This is a genomic window from Sphingomonas sp. AX6 (assembly GCF_902506605.1).
Lineage (GTDB): Bacteria > Pseudomonadota > Alphaproteobacteria > Sphingomonadales > Sphingomonadaceae > Sphingomonas.
On sequence record NZ_LR733979.1, the window covers coordinates 2,518,836 to 2,533,852 of the forward strand.

General features: G+C 63.8%; 15 protein-coding genes. 9 read left to right on the forward strand and 6 right to left on the reverse strand.

Annotated elements, in window-relative coordinates; genetic code table 11:
• Window positions 1-12 precede the first annotated feature (12 nt).
• Window positions 13-1,488 (reverse strand): leucyl aminopeptidase, encoded by a 1,476-nt coding sequence (locus ENHY17A_RS12165; protein ID WP_159713056.1) that lies wholly within the window; start codon window positions 1,486-1,488, stop codon window positions 13-15.
• Between the two features lie 169 nt (window positions 1,489-1,657).
• Between ENHY17A_RS12165 and ENHY17A_RS12170 the strand changes: the two genes are divergently transcribed.
• The 4 genes from ENHY17A_RS12170 to rsmA all read left to right on the forward strand — a co-directional run bounded on the left by ENHY17A_RS12170 (window position 1,658) and on the right by rsmA (window position 7,172).
• Entirely contained in the window at window positions 1,658-3,901 is a 2,244-nt protein-coding gene (locus tag ENHY17A_RS12170) for an LPS-assembly protein LptD (protein ID WP_159713057.1), read from the forward strand.
• A gap of 78 nt (window positions 3,902-3,979) precedes the next feature.
• Window positions 3,980-5,329, forward strand: a complete 1,350-nt coding sequence (locus ENHY17A_RS12175) for a peptidylprolyl isomerase (RefSeq protein WP_159713058.1) — start codon at window positions 3,980-3,982, stop codon at window positions 5,327-5,329.
• Between the two features lie 23 nt (window positions 5,330-5,352).
• Window positions 5,353-6,357, forward strand: coding sequence for a 4-hydroxythreonine-4-phosphate dehydrogenase PdxA (gene pdxA / locus ENHY17A_RS12180; RefSeq protein WP_159713060.1), 1,005 nt, complete (start codon window positions 5,353-5,355; stop codon window positions 6,355-6,357).
• Window positions 6,354-7,172, forward strand: coding sequence for a 16S rRNA (adenine(1518)-N(6)/adenine(1519)-N(6))-dimethyltransferase RsmA (gene rsmA, locus ENHY17A_RS12185; RefSeq protein ID WP_236547925.1), 819 nt, complete (start codon window positions 6,354-6,356; stop codon window positions 7,170-7,172). Before pdxA ends, rsmA begins: the two co-directional genes overlap by 4 nt.
• Before the next feature lie 58 nt (window positions 7,173-7,230).
• Here the strand turns inward: rsmA and ENHY17A_RS12190 are convergent, their stop codons facing one another.
• From ENHY17A_RS12190 to eno, 4 genes are all read right to left on the reverse strand, one after another.
• Window positions 7,231-7,764 carry a tetratricopeptide repeat protein gene (locus ENHY17A_RS12190; protein WP_159713062.1) on the reverse strand — a complete coding sequence of 178 codons (534 nt, stop codon included), beginning with the start codon at window positions 7,762-7,764 and terminating at the stop codon, window positions 7,231-7,233.
• A 32-nt stretch (window positions 7,765-7,796) separates the two neighbouring features.
• Window positions 7,797-8,981, reverse strand: coding sequence for an RsmB/NOP family class I SAM-dependent RNA methyltransferase (locus ENHY17A_RS12195; RefSeq protein WP_159713064.1), 1,185 nt, complete (start codon window positions 8,979-8,981; stop codon window positions 7,797-7,799).
• An 82-nt stretch (window positions 8,982-9,063) separates the two neighbouring features.
• Window positions 9,064-10,521, reverse strand: a complete 1,458-nt coding sequence (gene guaB / locus ENHY17A_RS12200; protein ID WP_159713066.1) for an IMP dehydrogenase — start codon at window positions 10,519-10,521, stop codon at window positions 9,064-9,066.
• Between the two features lie 153 nt (window positions 10,522-10,674).
• The gene (gene eno, locus ENHY17A_RS12205) at window positions 10,675-11,952 is read right to left on the reverse strand and encodes a phosphopyruvate hydratase (protein WP_159713068.1); all 1,278 of its coding nucleotides are present in this window, start codon (window positions 11,950-11,952) and stop codon (window positions 10,675-10,677) included.
• Between the two features lie 149 nt (window positions 11,953-12,101).
• On the opposite strand from eno, the gene ENHY17A_RS12210 reads away from it, so the two are divergent.
• The 5 genes from ENHY17A_RS12210 to ENHY17A_RS12230 all read left to right on the forward strand — a co-directional run bounded on the left by ENHY17A_RS12210 (window position 12,102) and on the right by ENHY17A_RS12230 (window position 14,035).
• Window positions 12,102-12,587: a hypothetical protein gene (locus ENHY17A_RS12210; protein ID WP_159713070.1), complete on the forward strand. Its 486-nt coding sequence runs from the start codon at window positions 12,102-12,104 to the stop codon at window positions 12,585-12,587.
• A 20-nt stretch (window positions 12,588-12,607) separates the two neighbouring features.
• Complete coding sequence (locus tag ENHY17A_RS12215) at window positions 12,608-12,976, forward strand: phage holin family protein (protein WP_159713072.1); 369 nt, start codon at window positions 12,608-12,610, stop codon at window positions 12,974-12,976.
• Window positions 12,973-13,293 (forward strand): DUF3618 domain-containing protein, encoded by a 321-nt coding sequence (locus ENHY17A_RS12220; protein ID WP_159713074.1) that lies wholly within the window; start codon window positions 12,973-12,975, stop codon window positions 13,291-13,293. The genes ENHY17A_RS12215 and ENHY17A_RS12220 overlap by 4 nt, the downstream gene beginning before the upstream one ends.
• Window positions 13,294-13,327: 34 nt before the next feature.
• Window positions 13,328-13,723, forward strand: a complete 396-nt coding sequence (locus tag ENHY17A_RS12225) for a hypothetical protein (protein WP_159713076.1) — start codon at window positions 13,328-13,330, stop codon at window positions 13,721-13,723.
• Between the two features lie 84 nt (window positions 13,724-13,807).
• Entirely contained in the window at window positions 13,808-14,035 is a 228-nt protein-coding gene (locus ENHY17A_RS12230; protein WP_159713078.1) for a DUF4170 domain-containing protein, read from the forward strand.
• Between the two features lie 19 nt (window positions 14,036-14,054).
• Here ENHY17A_RS12230 and ENHY17A_RS12235 read toward each other — a convergent pair whose 3' ends face one another.
• Window positions 14,055-15,014: an NAD-dependent epimerase/dehydratase family protein gene (locus ENHY17A_RS12235; RefSeq protein WP_159713080.1), complete on the reverse strand. Its 960-nt coding sequence runs from the start codon at window positions 15,012-15,014 to the stop codon at window positions 14,055-14,057.
• Between the last annotated feature and the right edge of the window lie 3 nt (window positions 15,015-15,017).

A 15,017-nucleotide genomic window follows, 5' to 3' on the forward strand; every position in this document is an offset into this window, starting at 1 on the left:
GCCCCTTTCCGCTCAGCCTTCGTGATTGTCAGCGACGAACCGGTCGAGCACGCGCACCCCGAACCCGGTCGCGCCCTTGTCGAAGGTCGCACCTGGCTTGTCGGCCCATACCATGCCGGCGATGTCGAGATGCGCCCAGCGCACGCCTTCGTCGATGAACCGCAGCAGGAACTGGGCCGCGGTAATCGACCCTGCGCCACGCGGGCCGATATTCTTCATGTCGGCGATCGGCGAGTCGATCAGCTTGTTGTAATTGTCCGACAGCGGGAAGCGCCACAGCGCGTCGCCGCTCGCCTTGCCCGCTGCCAGCAACTGATCGGCCAGACTGTCGTCGTTCGAGAACAGTCCGCCATGTTCGTTGCCCAGCGCGATGATCATCGCCCCCGTCAGCGTCGCCAGATCGACGATTGTCTTGGGCGAGTAATTCCGCTGGACCCAGGTCAGCGCGTCGCACAGCACCAGTCGCCCTTCGGCATCGGTATTCAGAATTTCGATCGTCTGGCCCGACATCGACGTCACGACGTCACCCGGACGCTGCGCCTTGCCGTCGGGCATATTCTCGACAAGCCCGCACACACCGACCACATTCGCTTTGGCCTTACGCAGCGCGAGTGCCTTCATCGCGCCTGCGACCGCGCCAGCACCGCCCATGTCCCATTTCATATCTTCCATGCCGGGACCGGGCTTCAGCGAGATGCCGCCGGTGTCGAACGTGACGCCCTTGCCTACGAACGCCAGGTCGTAATCGCCCGCGCCCTTCCCCTGCCAGCGCATGATGAGCAACCGAGCCTCGCGCTCGGAGCCCAGCGACACGCCGACCAGCGAATGCATGCCGAGCTCGGCCATTTCGGCTTCGGTCAGCACGTCGATCTCGACCCCGGTCCCCTCGAGTTCGGCGCGTGCGCGCTCGACGAAGCTTTCGGGATAGATGATGTTGGCGGGCTCCGCGACCAGCATCCGCGTAAATTCCAGCCCCTGCGCCAACGCGTCAGCCTTGGCCCAGGCCGCGTCGATCCCGTCAGGCGCGCCGACGATTGTGATCGTCTCCAGCGTCGGCTTCAGCTTTTCGGCCAGCTTGGTGCGATAGATGTCGTAGCGCCAGCTACGTTGCTTGGCCGCCCCGGCGAAACGCGCGACTTCGGTCGCAGACGGTGTCGCTTCCAATCCCGAGAAATCGACCACAATCTCGCGCACGCCCGAAATCAGGAAGCGCGCGGTCAGTGCACCGCCTGCACGCTCGTAATCGACTTCGCTTCCCGCACCGACTCCGATCAGCAGGATGCGCCCTACCCCAGTGCCGCGCTTGGCGAAAATCTCGACGATCGCGCCGGTTTCGCCGTCGAAGCGGCCGGCTTCGGCTGCACCCTTCACCAGTTCAGCATCGCCCCCGAATCTGGCTGCATCCAGCGATCCCATCCCGTCCTTGGCGACCGGGATCGCCAGCACCGGTGCATGGTCGGGAACGCTCGTTGCAAACTGGATTTTCATCGGGGATTGAGTCCTTCGTGGTAATGGAACAAGCCATATGGGCATTGTCCCCGCTTAGACGAGTGGAAGGGCCAGCGCAAAAGGGGTTTGGGCGATTGCGAAACCGGTTTTTGGGTGCGATAGCGCGCTGCTGCCCCGCGCAGCCTGTTCGGTCGGAGACACTCGCCCTGTGAAGCGTAATTTTCTGCTTTCGAGTGTCCTACCGGTCAGCGCGTTGCTCTGGTGTGCGCCCGGCTACGCCCAGGATCTGCAGGATCGCCCGGTCGATCCACCCGTGCCAACCGCGACGACGCAAACGCTGGGCGAGGATGAGATCGAATTCTCGGCAGGCGTGCTGGAATATGACAGCAACAGCGAAGTCGTCACCGCGACCAGCGACGTGCGACTGTTCCGTCGCGGTGAACGGCTGCGCGCGGATCGGGTCGTTTGGAACCGCGAAACCGGCCAGGTGGTGGCGGAAGGCAACATCGCCGTCACCAACCCCCAGGGGGACGTGGCCTATGGCGACCGGATCGAACTGACCGATTCGTTGCGCGACGGCGTGGTCGAAAACATGCTGGTCGTGCTTGAGCAGGGCGGACGCCTGGCCGCGCGGCGCGGCGAGCGGGTCGAGGGCGGCGTTATCAACGTCCAGGATGCGGCCTATACCCCGTGCGCGGTAACCACGCCCGAAGGCTGCCCCAAAGAGCCGACCTTCAAGATCGAAGCGGTTCGCGTCGTCTATGATCCCAACCGCGAGCGAGTCAGCTATTCGGGTGCCCGCTTCACGCTGTTCGGGCTGTCGATCCCGCTACCCAGCTTTTCGCACACCATCGGCGACGGCAGCCAGAGCGGGTTGCTCGCGCCGTCGTTGCGGTTGGACCGTGTCAACGGCCTCGAAGCCTCGGTCCCTTATTTCTGGTCGTTCGGCCCCAATCGCGATCTGACGCTGACGCCTCACGTCTTCACCAATGCGCTTCCGATGCTGAAAGCCGAATACCGCGAACTGAACGAACTCGGTGCGTTCCGCGTGACGGGGTACGGCACCTATAGCCGCCGTGCCGATGATTTCCTGGTGACGCCGACCGACGCCGATACCGAAAACGCCTTTCGCGGCTTCATTGATGCGTCGGGCCGCTATCAGTTCGATCCCAATTGGAGCGCGAGCGGATCGATCCGGCTTGCCAGCGACCAGACCTTTCTGCGCCGCTACGACATCTCTCGCGAGGACCGCCTGCGCAACAATGTGAAGCTGGAACGGATCGACCGCGACAGCTATTTCGCGATCCAGGGCTGGGCCGTTCAGACGATGCGGATCGGCGAGAATTCGAATCTGCAACCGATCGCGCTGCCGGAGATCGATTATCGCAGGCGGATCGACGGCGGCATCGACGGCGCGCGCGTGATGCTGCAACTCAACACCCTGGCGCTGACCCGGATCGAGGGGCAGGACACCCAGCGCGCCTTTGCCTCGGCCCAATGGGACTGGCGGCGCATCACGACGATGGGTCAGGAAGTGACGCTGACCGGCTATGCGCGCGGTGACGTGTACAACACCAACGACACGCTCTCGACCGTCGTCCCCTCCTATCGTGGCGACGAAGGGTTCAGTGCGCGCGCGATCGGGGCTGTGGCACTGGACGTCAAATGGCCGTTCATCGGGCAGTTTCTGGGCGGCACCCAGCGGCTGACCCCGCGGGTCCAGATCGTCGCCTCGCCCAAACTCGCCAATCTGAAAGTCCCGAACGAGGATGCGCGCGCGGTCGATCTGGAAGATTCGAACCTGTTCGCGCTCAACCGTTTCCCCGGTTACGACCGGTTCGAGGATTCGCCGCGTATCACTTACGGGGCCGACTGGGCTGTCGACCTGCCCGGATTTTCGCTCAACGCAACGATCGGCCAGAGCTACCGTCTCTCCACGCGCGAGACGCTGTTGCCCAGTGGCACCGGGCTCGACGATCGCTGGTCCGATTTCGTCGGGCGTACCGAAGTCCGCTGGCGCGAATTCGTCAGCTTCACCCACCGTTATCGCCTCGACAAGGACGGCTTTGCGATCCGCCGCAACGAAGTCGATGCAACCGTCGGCACGCGTCGCACCTATGCCAGTGTCGGCTATCTGCGCCTCAACCGCGACATCGACGCGCTATTCGAAGACTTGCAGGACCGCGAGGAGGTTCGCGTCGGCGGCCGGGTTCAGGTCGCGCGCTACTGGTCGGTGTTCGCTTCGGCGATCGTCGATCTGACCGATCGCGAAGAAGATCCGCTGTCGCTGTCCGACGGCTTCGATCCGATCCGCCACCGGTTGGGCGTCGCTTATGACGATGATTGCCTGACGCTTGGCCTGACGTGGAAGCGCGACTATGAGGATACCGGCGACGCGCGTCGGGGGAACTCGTTCCTCCTGACGCTGGCGTTCAAGAATTTGGGGCGCTAAGCCTGCGTTCAGGCAATTAGCGCGATAGGGCAAGCGTCGGTCCTCCCCCGACGTGTGAAGAGGTTTGTCGATCCAAGCATGAGCAAGAATCGTTTTTCGGCGCGGCTCCGCGTCCTGTTGGCCACGGTCTCGATCTTCACTGCGGGCACGCTTGCGGCACAAACCGTGCCCGATCAGGGCGTGCCGCAGACCGGATTGAACCTGCCCGACAACCTCCAGATTTTCGGCAAGGCGGACCCCAACATCCGCAAGCCTACCGCGATAGTGAACGAAGCGGTCATTACCGGCACCGATGTCGATCAGCGTCTGGCGTTGATCTCGGCGTTGCGCGGGCTTCGCGTGCCGCCCGAACAAATGGATCAGTTCCGGCTTCAGGTGCTGCGTCAGCTGATCGACGAAACGCTGCAGGTGCAGGAAGCGGGCAATAACGAAATCACGATCACGCCGCAGGAATTGACGCAGAGCTATACCCGCGTCGCCCAGAATATGCGGATGACGCCCGACCAGCTGACTGCGATGCTCGAACAAGCCGGGTCTTCTGCAGAATCGATGCGCCGCCAGATTCAGGGCGAACTTGCATGGAGCCGCCTGCTCCAGCGTCGCGTCGAACCGATGATCAACGTGTCGGATGCCGAAGTTCAGTCGGTCATCCAGCGCCTCGAGGCCGCCAAGGGCACGGAAGAATATGAGCTGAGCGAAATCTACGTCTCGGCCAATGCCTCGACCGCGCCGCAGGTTCAGCAGCGCATGGCAGCGATGATTCAAGCGATGCGCGAAGGTCAGAGCTTTCAAGGCTTGGCCGTGACCAACTCCGAGGCGACCACGGCGGCAAACGGTGGTTCGCTGGGCTGGGTTCGCGCCGCCATGCTTCCCGAGCCGCTGTCGCGCGCCGCACAAGGCATGGAAGTCGGCCAGGTTGCGGGACCGATCGAAGTACCAGGTGGCTATTCGGTGCTCTACCTGACCGACAAGCGCCAGGTGTTGATGGCCGATCCGCGCGATGCGGTGCTGGCGCTTCGTCAGTTGACGCTCAACTTCCCCGCGGGCACGACACAGGCTCAGGCGAGCCAGACTGTGTCGCGGTTCGCCACGGCGGTTCAGGCGATCAACGGATGCGGCGGGGTTCAGGCCGTCGCGCAACAGATCGGCGCGGATGTCGTCGATAACGATGCCGTGCGGATCCGCGATCTGCCGCCCCAGCTTCAGGAAATCATGATCGGGCTTCAGGTCGGTCAGGCAACCCCGCCCTTCGGTTCGGTGGATAGCGGCGTCCGCACGCTTGTCCTTTGCGGTCGCGACGATCCGGCGTCGTCGGCAGCGCCGTCTGCGGAGCGCATCCAGCAGGGGCTGGAACAGGATCGCGTCAATCTGCGCGCGCAGCGGATGCTGCGCGATTTGCGTCGCGACGCCGTGGTCGAATATCGCTGATCCAGGCTGAAGGGAAACATCGCATGACGGCTCCCATCGCCATATCGATGGGTGATCCGGCGGGAATCGGTCCGGAAATCATCGCAAAGGCATGGAAGGCCCGGCGCAAGGCGGGCCTATCGCCATTTTTTGCGATCGGCGATCCGCGCGCGATCGAAACGCTGGGCATTTGTCCGGTCTGGGCGATATCCGATCCATCGGAGGCAGGCGGTCAGTTCGGCAAGGCGCTGCCGGTACTGACGTTGTCCGACACCGCGTTGTCGGAACCGGGAACCCCCTGCGTCCACGGTGCCCGCAGCGCGTTGATGGCGTTGGAAATGGGGGTCGGCCTGACTCGCTCGGGGGCGGCATGCGCACTCGTCACCGGCCCGGTATCCAAGGCGCGGCTCTACTCAATCGGTTTTTCCCATGCCGGCCAGACCGAATTCGTCGCTGAGCGATGCGGCGTATCCCCCGACAATGCCGTGATGATGCTCGCGGGTCCGTCGCTGCGCGTCGTCCCCATCACCACCCATGTTCCGCTCGCCAGCGTCAGCGAATTGCTGTCGGTCGAATTGCTGGTGGCGCGCGGCCTATCCACGGCACGTGGGCTGCGCAAGAATTTCGGGATCGAAGACCCCCGGCTCGCCTTTGCGGGGTTCAATCCCCATGCCGGCGAGGAAGGCGCGATCGGGCGCGAAGAGGTCGATATCATCCGCCCCGCGATCGAACGGCTGAAAAGCGAGGGGATCGACGCAAGCGGGCCATTCGCCGCCGACACGATGTTCCATCCCCGCGCGCGCGCAACCTATGATGCGGCTTTGTGCTGCTATCATGATCAGGCGCTGATCCCCTTGAAGACGCTGCATTTCGACGAAGGCGTCAACATCACGCTGGGCCTGCCGATCGTCCGCACCTCGCCCGATCACGGCACCGCGTTCGATATCGCGGGCAAGGGTATTGCCGAGCCCGGCGCGATGATCGCTGCCATCAAGATGGCGGGCGAAGCGGCGGCGCGGCGCGCAAAAACCACCGGGACGGCAAAGTGAGCGGCACCCTGCCGCCGCTGCGCGAGGTGATCCGCGCGCACGGCCTGATCGCCAGCAAAGCGCTTGGCCAAAATTTCCTGTTCGACCAGCAATTGCTGGCGCGGATCGCGGCGATTCCCGGCGACCTGCAAAATGCCGAAGTGCTCGAAATCGGCCCTGGTCCGGGCGGTCTGACGCGAGCGTTGCTCGCGGGTGGCGCGAACGTCACCGCGATCGAGCGCGACCGGCGCTGTATCCCTGCCCTTGCCGAACTTGCCGAGGCCTATCCGGGCAAGCTTCGCGTGATCGAGGGCGATGCGCTAGAAATCGACGCGCCGTCGCTGTTCGATGGCAAACCGCATGTCGTTGCCAACCTGCCCTATAATGTCGGCACCGCCCTGTTCGTTGGCTGGTTGTCGGCGACGTGGATGCCCTGGTGGCAAAGCCTGACCCTGATGTTCCAGCGCGAAGTCGCCGACCGCATCGTCGCCAATGCCGGGGACGATGCCTATGGTCGGCTGGCGGTGCTGGCACAGTGGCGATCGACGGCGCGGATCGCGATGCCGGTGCATCGTTCGGCCTTCACCCCACCACCCAAGGTGATGTCGGCGGTGGTCCATGTCCTGCCGGTCGAAGCACCGGCGGGGGTAAACTTCGCCAAGCTTGAAGCCGTAACCGCCGCATCATTCGGTCAGCGGCGCAAGATGCTGCGACAGAGCTTGAAATCGGTGCCTGGTGCGCTGGCGGCGCTCGACGCGCTGGGGATCGAATCGACGCGTCGGGCGGAGACGGTCAGTGTGGCGGATTTCGTCGCAATCGCACGTAAACTGTCCTGAGCATCGCCGGGAAACCCTACCCCGTTTGCATTGAGCGGATGGGGGTAATTCGCCGCGCTTAGTTCTTGTCCTCAGGCGCGGGCGCATCCGGGATGCGGGTGACCGGTGCCGTCGCAGAGGCGGTGGCGGTCGGCGCAGATGCCGGCCCCTTTGCGATCGCTGCCGATAGCTGCGTCGCCTCCACGCATCCTGTGGTGCAGAGTTTCTGAAGCTGGGCCAGATTGGTCTTGGCACGAGCGACAGCGCCGCGCGCAACCAGCGCTTCACCCTGGCCCTTCAACGCCTGCAAGTCGTTGGGTTCCAACTTCAGCGCCTCACGGTACATGCGGATCGCCTTGCCGGGCAGTTCGCGGGTCTGCGCGATATTGCCGAGTTCGACATACGCTTCTCGGTTGCGCGGATCGGCGGCCAGCGCCGATTCGAGCGAATCGACCGCGACTTCCAGATTGCCCGACGCCTTTGCCGCGCGTCCCGCTTCAAGCAACGCCGTCGAGCGCGCGTCGATCTGGTCGTCGGCACGCTGGCCGTGGAGCGCAGTCGAAAAACTGACCAGCACCAGGGCAGCGGCGGCGGAAACGATCGTGATACGCATAACGGTCTCCAGAGGGGATGGCGTGCGGGCTATCATGGCGCTCGCATCATCGCGACAAAAAAGCCGTCCGTCGAGTGGGTAGCGGGGGTGAGCCGACGTCCCAGACCATGCGGCGCCCCGATCGCGCCGTCGATTTCGACAACGGTCCAGCCCGGATTGCGCGTCACAAACGCCGCAACCTGGTCGCATCCTTCGGCATCCAGCAGCGAACAGACAATATGGACGAGTGCCCCGCCCGACTTGACGCAGCGGCTGCCGAGATCGAGCAGGCTGGACTGGGTCGCGGTCAGTCGTGCCAACCGATCGGGATTGAGCCGCCAGCGCGCCTCCGGGTTGCGTCGCCAAGTGCCTGTGCCCGAACACGGCGCGTCGATCAGCACCAGATCGGCACTGGCGGTAAAACGTTCGAGGGCATGCGCCTCGCGTCCGCCATCGAGGAGCAGCGGTTCCGCGATGGTAACACCTGCCCGTTCGGCGCGTGCGGGCAGGCGCGACAACCGCCCGCGGTCGATATCGCTAGCCACGATCCGCCCACGATTCTCCATCATCGCGGCCAATGCCAGCGTTTTTCCGCCCCCACCTGCACACAGGTCGATGACGGTCATGCCGGGGGCGGCAGCGCTGGCCAGGCTGACGAACTGGCTTCCCGCATCCTGAACCTCGATCGCCCCCGATTCGAACAATTCATGGCGTTCGATCGAAGAATCGGGTGGCAGACGCAGGCCATTGGGCAATCCGGCGATCGGCTCGGCTTCGGGAAAGGCTTCGCGAACGGTCGCGACGTCGCCGCGCAGCGTGTTGACCCGGATGTCGAGTGGCGCGCGGTCGAGCAACGCCGCCTGTTGGACCCGGTCGATCCCGCCTGCAGTCAGCATCCGGCCCAGCCATTTGGGGACCAGTCCGGTACGCGCCCGCGGTTCGTCGGGCTCGATCGCGGACGGCGCATGGCCCTCTCCACCGAAATGCACGGTCAGCTCGGGCTTGGTTTCGGCCAGTGCCAACATCGCCGCGCGACCGTTCTCAGGCCGCTCGCCCAGCAAACGGATCGCGTCATAGACCAGCCCCCGCACCGCGCGGCGGTCCTTCGACCCGGCATAGCGACGATCCGCGAAATAGCGTGCGATCAGGGTGTCCGCAGCGGCCCCGCCATCGCGGGCGGAGGTGATGATCGCATCGAGCAACTCGATGGCGGCCTGGGTACGTGCAGCGGGGATCATCTGGGGTTCCGATATTGTGTATTCCGGTGCCCTAGCAGCTTTTCGGCGCACCCACCTGTGTTGCTTTCTTCCGCCCCTTCCCTCACCGCGTCGGGTAATTCGGCGCCTCACGCGTGATCGTCACATCATGGACGTGGCTCTCTTTCAGCCCGGCATTGGTGATCTGTACGAATTTCGCGCGCTCGCGCATGTCGCGCAGCGTGGCCGAGCCGGTATAGCCCATCGCCGCCTTGATCCCACCGACAAGCTGGTGAACGACTTCGCGCGCCGGCCCTTTATACGGCACCTGGCCTTCAATGCCTTCAGGCACCAACTTCAACTGATCCTTGATATCGCCCTGGAAATAGCGATCCGCGGAACCTCGCCCCATCGCGCCGACGCTGCCCATGCCGCGATAGCTCTTATAGGCGCGGCCCTGATACAGGAAGGATTCGCCCGGCGCTTCGTCGGTGCCCGCGAGCAGCGATCCGATCATCACCGTGCCCGCGCCCGCCGCCAGCGCCTTGGCCGCGTCGCCCGACGTGCGAATACCGCCGTCGGCAATCACCGGCACGCCCGACTTGGCGGCTTCCTCGGCAGCGTTCATCACCGCGGTCAGTTGCGGAACCCCGACGCCCGCGACGATCCGCGTCGTGCAAATCGACCCCGGACCGATGCCAACCTTGATCCCGTCGGCTCCTGCATCGACCAGCGCTCGCGCGGCCTCTGCGGTCGCGACATTGCCTGCAATCACCTGAACATTGTTCGAAAGTTTCTTCACCCGTTCGACCGCGCGGGCGACGTCGCGGTTGTGGCCGTGCGCGGTATCGATGACGATCACATCGACTTCGGCATCGACCAACGCCTCTGTCCGGTCGAACCCCTTGTCACCGACTGTCGTGGCCGCAGCGACGCACAGCCGCCCTGCCCCATCCTTGGTCGCACTGGGATAGGTCACCGCTTTCTCGATATCCTTGACCGTGATCAGGCCGACACAGTGATAGGCATCGTCGACCACCAGCAATTTCTCGATCCGGCGTTGGTGCAGCAAACGCCGAGCATCCTCCTGCGTAACGCTGGTCGAAACGGTCGCCAGATTGTCGTGAGTCATCAGCTCGGCGACCGGCTGATTGGGATTCTCGGCGAAGCGGACGTCGCGGTTGGTGAGGATGCCGACAAGCTTGCCCGAGCTTTCCACGACGGGAATCCCGCTGATCCGGTGTCGGCTCATCAAAGCCTGCGCGTCCGCCAGAGTCGCGTTCGGGGTGATGGTGATCGGATTAACCACCATGCCGCTTTCGAAGCGTTTCACCTGGCGGACGGCTGCGACCTGTTCCTCAACGGTCAGGTTGCGGTGGAGCACCCCAATCCCACCCAACTGGGCCATGACGATCGCCATATCGGCCTCCGTCACCGTATCCATTGCCGATGAGATCACCGGAATGTTGAGCGCGAGTTCGCGGGTCACTTGCGTCCGCGTGTCGGCCTGGCTCGGCAGCACGTCGGATTCCTGCGGGAGCAGGAGCACGTCGTCGAAGGTCAGGCCGAGGGTGATGTCCATGGAAATGCCGAATCCCGTCAGAGTCGCGAATTGGCGGCCCATGTAACCAAGGGGGGTGCGGAACGCTAGGGGGGCAGAAGGTCCGTCGGATCGCACGACGCCCCGCGCCGGTCTACCGCGCGCTGTCTTCCCCCCGTTCGCGCGATGCTTGTCTTAGCGCCGCAGCACGCTCCGCCCGGCATAGCGCGCGGTCGAACCAAGCTCCTCCTCAATGCGAATCAGCTGGTTGTACTTGGCCAACCGGTCCGACCGCGCGAGGCTGCCGGTCTTGATCTGTCCGCAATTGGTTGCAACCGCGAGGTCGGCGATAGTTGCATCCTCGGTCTCGCCCGAACGGTGCGACATGACGGCGGTATAGCCCGAGCGCTGCGCCAGCGTGACCGCCTCCAGCGTTTCGGTCAGCGTGCCGATCTGATTGACCTTGACCAGCAGCGAATTCGCCAGACCCTTTTCGATGCCCATCGCCAGGCGCTTGGGATTGGTCACGAACAAATCGTCGCCGACCAGCTGGACCTTGTCGCCGATCGCGTCGGTCAGCGCCTTCCACCCTTCGAAATCATCCTCGCCCATACCGTCTTCGATCGAGAAGATCGGGTAGCGGCGCGTCAGGTCGGAGAGGAACTCGGCGTTTTCGATCGGGCTCAGCGACTTGCCCTCGCCCACCATCTCATATTTGCCGTTCTTGAAATACTCGGTTGCGGCGCAGTCGAGTGCCAGCATCACGTCGTCGCCAGGCGTGTAGCCAGCCTTCTCGATCGCCGACATGATGAAATCGAGCGCATCGGTGGTGCTGGCCAGCGCAGGCGCGAAACCGCCCTCATCGCCGACCGACGTCGAAAGCCCCTTCTCGCTCAACCCCTTCTTCAGCGTGTGGAAGATTTCCGACCCGCAGCGCACCGCCTCGACGATATTCTCCGCGCCGACCGGCACGATCATGAATTCTTGGAAATCGATCGGGTTGTCGGCATGTTCGCCGCCATTGATGATATTCATCATCGGCACCGGCAGCACATGCGCCTGAACCCCGCCGATATAGCGATAAAGCGGCAGCCCGCGCGCTTCCGCCGCCGCCTTCGCCACCGCCAACGACACGCCCAGTATCGCATTCGCGCCAATCCGGCCCTTATTGTCGGTGCCGTCGAGATCGATCATCGCGGCATCGACTTCGGCCTGATCCTCGGCTTCCAGCCCCAGCACGACTTCGGCGATGTCCGAATTGACCGCTTCGACGGCGTCATCGACGCCCTTGCCCAGCCAGCGGCTCTTGTCGCCATCGCGGCGCTCGACCGCTTCATAGGCACCCGTGGACGCGCCCGAGGGAACCGCAGCGCGACCGAAACTACCGTCGTCGAGCAGCACATCAACCTCAACCGTGGGATTGCCCCGGCTGTCGAGAATACGCCGGGCGTGGATGTCGATGATTGCGGTCACGTAATGGTCTCCCTAGATCATGGCGGAAGGCGAATGTCGCGGCAGCCTCTAACCCCGACGGTCGCGAACCGCAAACGAAGTGGCGTCGCGGATGGAACCGCGTGTCGGTCGCTTGGTTTGTTCGGATGAATGCAGAAAGGGCCATTGCCATGAACGATACCACCACGCCGGTTCGACCCACGCCGATGACGGACGCCGAAACCAATCCCGGCGGTTTCAAGGGCGCGACACAAAGCTTCAAGGACGAAGCGGGCAAGCTGGGCAAGACCGCCGCCGACAAGGCGCGGCTTTACGCCGATGATGGTAAGTCAAAGGCATCGGGCGCATTGGGCGAGGTCGCCAAGCTGTTCGACGATGCCGCCAACACCGTCGATGAGAAACTGGGCGAGCAATACGGCCAGTACGCCCATTCGGCAGCCAAGTTCGTCGATGATTTCGCCTCCACGCTCAACACCAAGAATGTCGACGAGTTGCTGGAGGATACCCGGCAGTTCGTCCGCAAGAGCCCGGCAGTCGCCGTCGGCATTGCCGCCGCACTGGGCTTCGTGATTGCACGCGTGGTGAAGGCGGGGATCGACGGTGCCGCCGATGCGGGCGAGCGTCATTCGACCCGCAAGCCAACCAACGACGCCTGATGCCGTCCCTGGGGGAAGATTTGATCGATAAGCCGGACGAAAAAGCCGGGATCGGGACGCTGATCGGTCGGCTGGTCAAGGACGGCAAGGGATATGCTCGTGCCGAAATCTGTTATGCCAAAGCGCTCGCAGGCGAGCGGATGCGTGCAGCAAAAAGCGGAATCGTGTTTCTGGTTGCCGGATTGGTTCTGCTCCACGGTGCGCTGATCGCGTTGTTCGTGGGGCTGGTGCTGTCGCTGGCGACATGGGTCGGGCCATTCTGGTCGATGCTGATCGTCGTCGCAGTTGCAAGCATCATCGGGGGTGTGCTGGCGAAAATCGGCCTAGCGCATTTCCAGCGGGCCAAGACCGGGCCTGATCTGCCGAGCGTCGAGGTCGTCGAACCATGAACGCGTCCCCCACCCTGATCGCCGCGCAGGCGAAAAGAGAGGTAGCTAGGCTGAGGTTTCAATCGACGCTCGATACGCTTCAACACCGGCTGAGCCCCGCAAACTTGCGCGACGAGGCGGTCGAGACGGTGAAGGAAACCGCGGTTTCCGCCGCGCGTTCCAGCGCCGAGACGGTTCGCAATCATCCGGGCAAGATCGCCGCCGGCATCGGTCTCGTCGGGCTATTGCTCGCGCGCAAACCGATTGCGCGGGCGATCCGGCGCGAAGATGATGACGGCGATGCAACCCCCGACGACACCGATGAGTTTGGAGCATGACGGCGCGAGTCAGCGCCATAGGCAAGGAAGTGAGATGAGCGACATCAATACCACGATCGACAAGGCGCAGGCCAAGGCCAGCGACGCCTATGCATCGAGCAAGCAAAGCGTGAAAAAGGCCGCGACCAAGGTCGAAAAGAGCGCGAAGGACAATCCACTGGCGGTCGTCGCAGGCGGCATCGCGATCGGCGCGGTGATCGGCGCGCTTCTGCCCAAGACCCAGCGCGAGGAAGAATTACTCGGCACCGTCGGCAAGCGGCTGGCAGAGGGTGCCACGGCCGCTGCGATCGCGGCGCGCGACACCGGTAAGTCCGAGTTCGCATCGCTGAAGCCCGACACGTCGAGCGCCAAGGACAAGGCCGGTTCGATCGCCGCGCATATCTTCGATGCGGCAAAGGCAGCCGCGGTCGAGGCCGGTCAACGCAAGTAACGCGCCGCATTGGCTCCCACCCCCTTGAGCGTCGGCGATTCGACGCTTAGGGGCGGTGCAGCATTCCTCTCCCCCGGAGCCATCATGAGCAAGCTGCACCTCGTCTTCGGCGGTCGCGTCAGTGACCCCCGCACCCTCGACTATACCGATCTCAAAAACATCGACGTGGTCGGCATCTTCCCGGATTATGAAAGCGCCGAAAAGGCATGGCGCGCCGCCGCGCAGCGCACGGTCGACGACGCCGAGATGCGCTATGTGCTGGTGCATTTGCACCGGTTGCTCGAACCCGAGATCGACACGACTGCCGAATAACTGCGGTTAGCGGCTGGTTTCAGGAAAACATTCCTGCGGCAGGCGAAACATAGTCGGCGTCATGTGCGAACGGCAGTGGCTTACCGCGTTCCATCGCCCTGATTACCCCCGCGAAATCGGTCGCGAAACGGAAATCGAGATCGCGGCACAATGCCGAAGAATCGTAAACCCGTCCGATCGATGGCGGTAGCATCCAGCCCCTTGCGGCATAAAGCGCAGGTGCGTGCGGGAAATAGCGCGCAATGACCGATGCGGCGTCGCGACCGAGCTCGACGACATCCTCAAGTGAAAACGGTGTCGGCGCGGCGGCGAGATACAAATGATATCCCACCGGCCCGTCGTGCTCCAACGCCGCGATATGCGCGGCCGCCGCATCTTCGACCGTCAGGCGGCGATGGAGCAGTTCGTTCGCCTTCATATTCTCACCCGACAATGCGCGATGCGTATCGTCATCCTCGGAAAAGAATCGTCCGGTACGCAGCGCGATCACCGACAGGCCATGTTCCTCGGCCACCAACCGGCAGGCCTGTTCGGCTGCGAATTTGGTCACGCCGTAGATGTTGCGCGGTTCGATCGGCCCCGATTGTTCGTCCAGCCACACCGCTCGGTCCGATCGTTCGTCGCGGATCGACTGGCTGATCATCAGCGATGTGGTCGAGGTGAAGACGAACCGCCGATGCCGTGCCGCCACCACCGCCTCGAGCAGGTTGAGCGTGCCCGTGACATTCACATCGACGAACGCCTGACGTGAGTATCGAGCAATGTCGGGCTTGTGCAGCGCCGCGGCGTGGATCACCGCCTCGATTCCGTGATCGGCAAAGGCGCGGTCGACCACCGAACGCTCCGCAATGCTGCCGACAATCTGCGTGTGGTCGCCCGGTGCCACGTCCAGCCCGGTCACCCGGTGCCCCCGCGCCGCCAGCATCGGCGCGAGAGTGCGTCCCAGCCAGCCCGACGATCCGGTCAGCAGGACGCGCATTCC

Excerpts from the sequence above, each read along its gene's own strand:
- ENHY17A_RS12190 (WP_159713062.1), bottom strand. The coding sequence starts at position 7,764 with ATGCGTATCACGATCGTTTCCGCCGCCGCTGCCCTGGTGCTGGTCAGT.
- ENHY17A_RS12165 (WP_159713056.1), bottom strand. The coding sequence starts at position 1,488 with ATGAAAATCCAGTTTGCAACGAGCGTTCCCGACCATGCACCGGTGCTG.
- ENHY17A_RS12220 (WP_159713074.1), top strand. The coding sequence starts at position 12,973 with ATGAACGCGTCCCCCACCCTGATCGCCGCGCAGGCGAAAAGAGAGGTA.
- pdxA (WP_159713060.1), top strand. The coding sequence starts at position 5,353 with ATGACGGCTCCCATCGCCATATCGATGGGTGATCCGGCGGGAATCGGT.
- ENHY17A_RS12235 (WP_159713080.1), bottom strand. The coding sequence starts at position 15,014 with ATGCGCGTCCTGCTGACCGGATCGTCGGGCTGGCTGGGACGCACTCTC.
- ENHY17A_RS12230 (WP_159713078.1), top strand. The coding sequence starts at position 13,808 with ATGAGCAAGCTGCACCTCGTCTTCGGCGGTCGCGTCAGTGACCCCCGC.
- ENHY17A_RS12195 (WP_159713064.1), bottom strand. The coding sequence starts at position 8,981 with ATGATCCCCGCTGCACGTACCCAGGCCGCCATCGAGTTGCTCGATGCG.
- ENHY17A_RS12225 (WP_159713076.1), top strand. The coding sequence starts at position 13,328 with ATGAGCGACATCAATACCACGATCGACAAGGCGCAGGCCAAGGCCAGC.
- guaB (WP_159713066.1), bottom strand. The coding sequence starts at position 10,521 with ATGGACATCACCCTCGGCCTGACCTTCGACGACGTGCTCCTGCTCCCG.
- ENHY17A_RS12175 (WP_159713058.1), top strand. The coding sequence starts at position 3,980 with ATGAGCAAGAATCGTTTTTCGGCGCGGCTCCGCGTCCTGTTGGCCACG.
- ENHY17A_RS12210 (WP_159713070.1), top strand. The coding sequence starts at position 12,102 with ATGAACGATACCACCACGCCGGTTCGACCCACGCCGATGACGGACGCC.